Genomic DNA, 5,680 nt, shown 5'->3' with positions numbered 1-5,680 from the left:
TGCCGATGTGGCGGCGCATGTGGTGCAGGTGCGCCTCATCCGCCGGCCGCTCGACGCCGTTGCGACGCATGTGGAACAGCTGCTCGCCGCAGACCTCGACATGGCCGCCGGTGATGGTTTCCAGCGTCATCAGGATGCGCAGGATCGTCGTCTTGCCCGAGCCCGAGGGCCCGATCAGCGCCAGCTTCTCGCCCGGCATCACGTCGAACGACAGGCCGTCAAGAACCTTCAGACTGCCGAAGGATTTCTCAAGGCGATCGATACGGATGATCGGCTGCGTCACGCCTGCCCTCCTGGGGTGGTTCGCAGACAGGATCAGGGCGCGACAATATCATGTCAAAAGGAAAATAATATCATTACAATTTACGCAGCCGCGCCAGACAGAAGTCGCTCAGATCGTGGGCAATGGCGGCTCGGGCGTGTCTCTCAGAAGGCCTGCGATCAGCGACAGGCCGCGGCGAAGGTCCTCGGCGCGGGTCGATCCCAGCGAGACCCGAATCGCCTGCGGCGGCGCCTTGTCGCTGGCACGGAAGGCATGGCCCGCGGCGACGCCCAGCCCCATGAAGCGTGCCTGCTCGACAAAGGCCTCCTCGGTCCAGCCCTCGGGCAGCGGCAGCCAGAGATGCAGGCTGTTGGGGTGGCAGACGGGCATCTGCGCCCCCAGCACCTCCGACGCCAGCGCGTGCCGGTCGGCCATCGCGCGCGCCTGCCAGGCGGCCAGCGACGCCACCGTCCCGTCCTTGACCCAGTGCGACAGCAGGTCCGCCATCGGCGGCGTCGCCATCCAGTTCGAGACCAGATGCCGGTTGGCGGCGGCCGTGGCAAAGCGCGGCGGCGCGTGCAGATAGGCCAGCCGCAGGCCCGGCACGGTGATCTTGGTGAAGCCGCAGATATACAGCGTCCGCTCGGGCGCCAGCGTGGCGAAGGCCGGCGCACGGTCGGCGATCATCATGTTCAGGATGTCGTTCTCGATGATCGCCAGATCGTGGCGGCGGACCACCTCGACCAGTTCGGCACGCCGGTCGGCGGGCATCATCATGGCCAAGGGATTGATGACATTGGGCTGAAGATAGACCGCGCGGATCTGGCCGCGGCGCGCGGCCTCGTCCAGCGCGGCGGGGATCATCCCGTGGCCGTCAATCGCCAGCCCCTCCAGATGCAGGCCCAGATAGGTGCAGAGCGGCTTCAGCGTGTGGTGTGTCAGTGCGGCCGCGGCGATGCCGGCGCCCGGCGGGGCCGCACTCATCACCGCGGCCGTGATGGCGGGCGTGGCGCCGTTCGTCAGCACGATTCCCGACGGTTCGGCCGGCACGCCCAGCCCGTTCAACCACTCGACCGCGACGGCACGGTGGTGGGGCATGACCATATTGGGCCGAAACGAGAGGGCGGAGGAGGCGGCGAGGTTCTCGCCAAGCCAGGCGAAGCCCTCGCGCAGGCGGTCCATGTGCAGCGTCTCGACCACCGGCTTCAGGATCGACAGGTCGATCACCTCGCCCGGCCGCTCGGGCAGGTAAGGCTGGCGCGCCTCGGCCCCCGGCCCCAGCACGAAGGAGCCCCGCCCCACCTCGCCCTGGATCAGCCCGCGCCGGATCAGCTCGTCATAGGCGCGGCTGACCGTCTGCAGCGACAGGCCCAGCCGGTCGGCCAGCTTGCGCTGCGGCAGAAGCCGCGCGCCGGGCGGCAGGTGCCCGCCCTCGATGGCACGGGAGAACTGCTCGGCCAGCGAAAGATAGGCGGGACGGGACAGGGTGTCGGGGTTGGGCATCCATATTGTCATGATTGCCATGCTGCCGAAACTCATGTCATTCTGCAAACCATTCTTCCGGAGGATGCCATGAAGCTGGACCCGATCGACCTGCGCATCCTCGAGGCCGTCCAGAGGGAGGGGCGGATCACCAAGCTGCGGCTGGCCGAGACGGTGGGCCTGTCGCCCACGCCCTGCTGGCTGCGCCTGCGCAAGCTGGAGCAGGCGGGGCTGATCGCGGGCTATCACGCCCGGCTCGCGCCGCGCCGGGTGGCCCCCTTCGCGACCGTGCTGGTCGAGGTGACGCTGGCCAACCACCGCCAGTCCGACTTCGACCGGTTCGAGCGCGCGGTCTCGGCCCGCGACGAGGTTCTGGCCTGCTGGTCGGTGGGCGGCGGGGTGGATTACATCCTGAAGGTCGTGGCGCGCGACATCGACGCCTATCAGCGGCTGATCGACGGGCTTCTGGCCGACGAGATCGGGATCGACCGCTACTTCACCTACATCGTCACCCGCACCGTCAAGGAGGACGGCCCGCTGCCGATGACGCTTTTCGCCGGCCCGTAGAGACTTTCTCCATCCACCCCCCGCATGCCGGCCCGGATGGACCATGCCCCAGCCCGACTTTGGCCCCCTTCTCTGCCCGTTTCGATCAGGATGAGCAGAGCTGAAGGAGGCCCCATGAACGCCCGACCGCTCCAGACGACCCACCCCGCCCTGTCGCGCCTGACCGACCGGACGCTGTTGCGCACCCTTGGCCATGTGGGCGGCCGCTGGACCGCCGCCCCGGACGCGGCCGATTTCGCCGTGACCGATCCCGCCAGCGGCGCGCTCGTCGCGCGCGTCGCGCGGCTTGGTCCGGTCGAGACCGACGCCGCCATTGCCGCGGCGCACTCCGCCTTCCCCGGCTGGCGCGACCGCCTTCCGCAGGAACGCGCGCGCATCCTGCGTCGCTGGGCCGAGCTGATGCGGACGGCGACCGAGGATCTGGCGCTGATCATGACGCTGGAGCAGGGCAAGCCGCTGGACGAAAGCCGGGGCGAGATCGCCTATGCCGCCGAGTTCCTCGACTGGTATGCCGGCGAAGCGCCCCGCCTGAATGTCGAGGGCGTGACCCCGCATCTGCCCGATGTCGAGATGATCGTGCGGCGCGAGGCGCTGGGGCCGGTGGGCGTGGTGACGCCCTGGAACTTTCCCAGCGCGATGATCACCCGCAAGGTGGCCGCCGCGCTCGCCGCGGGCTGCACGACGGTCGTCCATCCCAGCGCCGAAACCCCGCTGTCGGCGCTGGCGCTGGCCGAACTGGCCGAGCGCGCGGGGCTGCCGCCGGGCGTGATGAACCTGGTGCCGGGCGAGGCCGCGGGGATCGTCGGGCAGATGTGCACCGACCCGCGGCTGGCCGCGCTGTCCTTCACCGGCTCGACCGAGGTCGGCCGGCTGATCGCCACGAATGCGGCGCCGGGCCTGAAGCGGCTGGTGATGGAGCTGGGCGGCCATGCGCCGATGCTGGTCTTTGCCGACGCCGACCTTGACCGCGCGGTGGATCTGGCGATGGCCGCGAAATTCGCCACCTCGGGGCAGGATTGCCTGGCCGCCAACCGCATCTATGTCGAGCGCCCGATCCTGCCGGCCTTCACCGAGCGTCTGGCCGCGCGCATCGGCGCGCTGAAGGTGGGGCCGGGCCTTGATCCCGGCACCGAGATCGGGCCGCTGATGCATGCCCGCGCGCTGGCCAAGGTCGCAGCGCAGGTCGAGGATGCGCGGGCGCGCGGGGCGCGGCTGGTCACAGGCGGCCACGCCCATCCCGACCTGCCCCTCGCCTACATGCCGACCCTTCTCGTCGGCGCGCCCGACGAGGCGCTGATCCACCGCGAGGAAACCTTCGGACCCGTCGCCTCGCTGCTGGCGTTCGACAGCGAGGCCGAGGCGATCGCCCGCGCCAACGCCACCGACTACGGACTGGTGGCCTATGTCGTGACGCGCGACGGCGCCCGCGCGCTGCGCATGGCAAGGGCGCTGGAGTTCGGGATGGTGGCGATCAACCGCGTCAAGATCACCGGCGGCCCCATCCCCTTCGGCGGCTGGAAACAGTCGGGTCTCGGCCGCGAAGGCTCGCGCCACGGAATCGAGGCCTTCACCGAACTTAAATATCTCTGCATCGACACGGCCGCCTGAGCCGGAAAGGACGAACATGCTCGACCGCGACAACGACCTGAACGCCTGGGACCGCGACCACTTCTTCCATCCCTCGACGCACATGGGCAGCCATGCCCGCGGCGAGACCCCGCGCCGGATGATCACCGGCGGCACGGGCTGCCGGATCACCGACGCCGAGGGCCGCGAGAGCCTCGACGCCTTCGCCGGCCTCTATTGCGTGAACGTGGGCTACGGCCGGACCGAGATCGCCGAGGCCATCGCCGAACAGGCCCGCCAGCTTGCCTATTACCACGCCTATGTCGGCCACGGCACCGAAGCGAGCGTCACGCTCGCCCGCATGATCATCGAGCGCGCACCCGAGACCATGAGCCGGGTCTATTTCGGCCTGTCAGGATCGGACGCGAACGAGACCAACATCAAGCTGATCTGGTATTACAACAACATCCTCGGCCGCCCCGAGAAGAAGAAGATCATCAGCCGCTGGCGCGGCTATCACGGCTCGGGGCTGATGACCGGCTCGCTCACCGGGCTGTCGCTGTTCCATGCCCAGTTCGACCTGCCGCTGGCGCCGGTGCTGCATACCGAGGCGCCCTATTACTTCCGGCGCGAGGACCGCAGCCAGACCGAGGAGCAGTTCAGCGCCCATTGCGCGGCACGGCTCGAGGAACTGATCCTGGCCGAAGGCCCGGACACGATCGCCGCCTTCATCGGCGAGCCGATCCTTGGCACCGGGGGGATCGTTCCGCCGCCCGCCGGCTACTGGGCGGCGATCCAGGCGGTGCTGAAGAAATACGACATCCTGCTGGTGGCCGACGAGGTGGTGACGGGCTTCGGCCGCCTCGGCACCATGTTCGGCTCGGTCCATTACGGGATGGAGCCCGACCTGATCACCATCGCCAAGGGGCTGACCTCGGCCTATGCGCCGCTGTCGGGCTCGATCGTCTCACAGCGCATGTGGGAGGTGCTGGTCGAGGGATCGGACCGCTTCGGCCCCATCGGCCACGGCTGGACCTATTCGGCGCATCCAGTCTGCGCGGCGGCGGGGGTGGCGAACCTGAAGCTGATCGACGAGCTGGACCTTGTGCGCAACGCGGGCGAGGTGGGCGCCTACTTCCGCGCGGCTCTGGCCGATGCGCTGTCGGACCATGCCCATGTCGGCGAGGTGCGCGGCGACGGCCTGATGGCGGCGGTGGAGTTCGTGGAGGACCGCAACGACCGCCGCTTCTTCGATCCGGCCCGGAAGGTGGGGCCGGCGGTGTCGGCGGCCTTGCTGGAAAGGGGTGTCATCGGCCGCGCCATGCCGCAAGGCGACATCCTTGGCTTCGCCCCGCCCCTCTGCATGACGCGGGAGGATGCGGACATGGTCGTGAGCGCCACGCAAGAGGCGGTCAGAAGGGTGCTTGGGTGAACCTGTCAGGTTCGTGCCTGAGGGCGAACACGAACTCCAAGAGGACGCGCTGTCAACTCTCGCCAGAGAACCGACGGCGCGCCTCAATCTGTGAACCGCGCCGGGTTTGTCGGAGGCTGATTTCGGTTAGTTATGCGGCCATGGGTTCAGCGTCCAGAGCAGCGTAGAAGTTCGCCTCGGCTTCGGCGGGCGGGATGTTCCCGATGGGCTCCAGCAGGCGGCGGTTGTTGTGACCTGCTACGAGATTTTTCCTCCATCTGTGATTAGAGTCCGGCCCATGGAGAGGGCGGACGATGAAGAAGGCACGACTGACGGCAGAGCAGATCATTGGCATCTTGCAGGAGCATGATGCGGGTGCGAAGTGCGCCGAT

The 5,680-nt window shown here is 68.6% G+C and carries 6 protein-coding genes; 3 read left to right on the top strand and 3 right to left on the bottom strand.

Going from position 1 to position 5,680, the window contains the following annotated elements; translation table 11 throughout:
- The coding region (locus tag FG154_RS20000; protein WP_145111796.1) for an ATP-binding cassette domain-containing protein at window positions 1-283 on the bottom strand (283 nt) is incomplete at its 3' end.
- 108 nt (window positions 284-391) lie between these two features.
- Window positions 392-1,801 carry a MocR-like ectoine utilization transcription factor EhuR gene (gene ehuR, locus FG154_RS19995; RefSeq protein WP_246100479.1) on the bottom strand — a complete coding sequence of 470 codons (1,410 nt, stop codon included), beginning with the start codon at window positions 1,799-1,801 and terminating at the stop codon, window positions 392-394.
- Window positions 1,802-1,834: 33 nt separating this feature from the next.
- Here ehuR and FG154_RS19990 point away from each other — a divergent pair, with 33 nt between their 5' ends.
- From FG154_RS19990 to FG154_RS19980, 3 genes are all read left to right on the top strand, one after another.
- Complete coding sequence (locus FG154_RS19990; protein WP_145111793.1) at window positions 1,835-2,311, top strand: Lrp/AsnC family transcriptional regulator; 477 nt, start codon at window positions 1,835-1,837, stop codon at window positions 2,309-2,311.
- Window positions 2,312-2,425: 114 nt separating this feature from the next.
- Window positions 2,426-3,919 carry an NAD-dependent succinate-semialdehyde dehydrogenase gene (locus FG154_RS19985; RefSeq protein ID WP_145111790.1) on the top strand — a complete coding sequence of 498 codons (1,494 nt, stop codon included), beginning with the start codon at window positions 2,426-2,428 and terminating at the stop codon, window positions 3,917-3,919.
- Window positions 3,920-3,935: 16 nt separating this feature from the next.
- Window positions 3,936-5,309: an aspartate aminotransferase family protein gene (locus tag FG154_RS19980; protein WP_145111787.1), complete on the top strand. Its 1,374-nt coding sequence runs from the start codon at window positions 3,936-3,938 to the stop codon at window positions 5,307-5,309.
- Window positions 5,310-5,439: 130 nt separating this feature from the next.
- On the opposite strand, the gene FG154_RS21270 is transcribed toward FG154_RS19980, so the two are convergent.
- A partial coding sequence (locus tag FG154_RS21270; protein ID WP_222120587.1) for a hypothetical protein occupies window positions 5,440-5,680 on the bottom strand: 241 nt, incomplete at its 5' end.

This window comes from Cereibacter sediminicola (assembly GCF_007668225.1).
Classification (GTDB): Bacteria; Pseudomonadota; Alphaproteobacteria; order Rhodobacterales; family Rhodobacteraceae; genus Cereibacter_A; species Cereibacter_A azotoformans.
This window is presented reverse-complemented; position numbering and strand designations above follow the sequence as displayed.

Coding starts and splice junctions, on each gene's coding strand:
- ehuR (WP_246100479.1), bottom strand. CDS start 1,801: ATGAGTTTCGGCAGCATGGCAATCATGACAATATGGATGCCCAACCCC.
- FG154_RS19990 (WP_145111793.1), top strand. CDS start 1,835: ATGAAGCTGGACCCGATCGACCTGCGCATCCTCGAGGCCGTCCAGAGG.
- FG154_RS19985 (WP_145111790.1), top strand. CDS start 2,426: ATGAACGCCCGACCGCTCCAGACGACCCACCCCGCCCTGTCGCGCCTG.
- FG154_RS19980 (WP_145111787.1), top strand. CDS start 3,936: ATGCTCGACCGCGACAACGACCTGAACGCCTGGGACCGCGACCACTTC.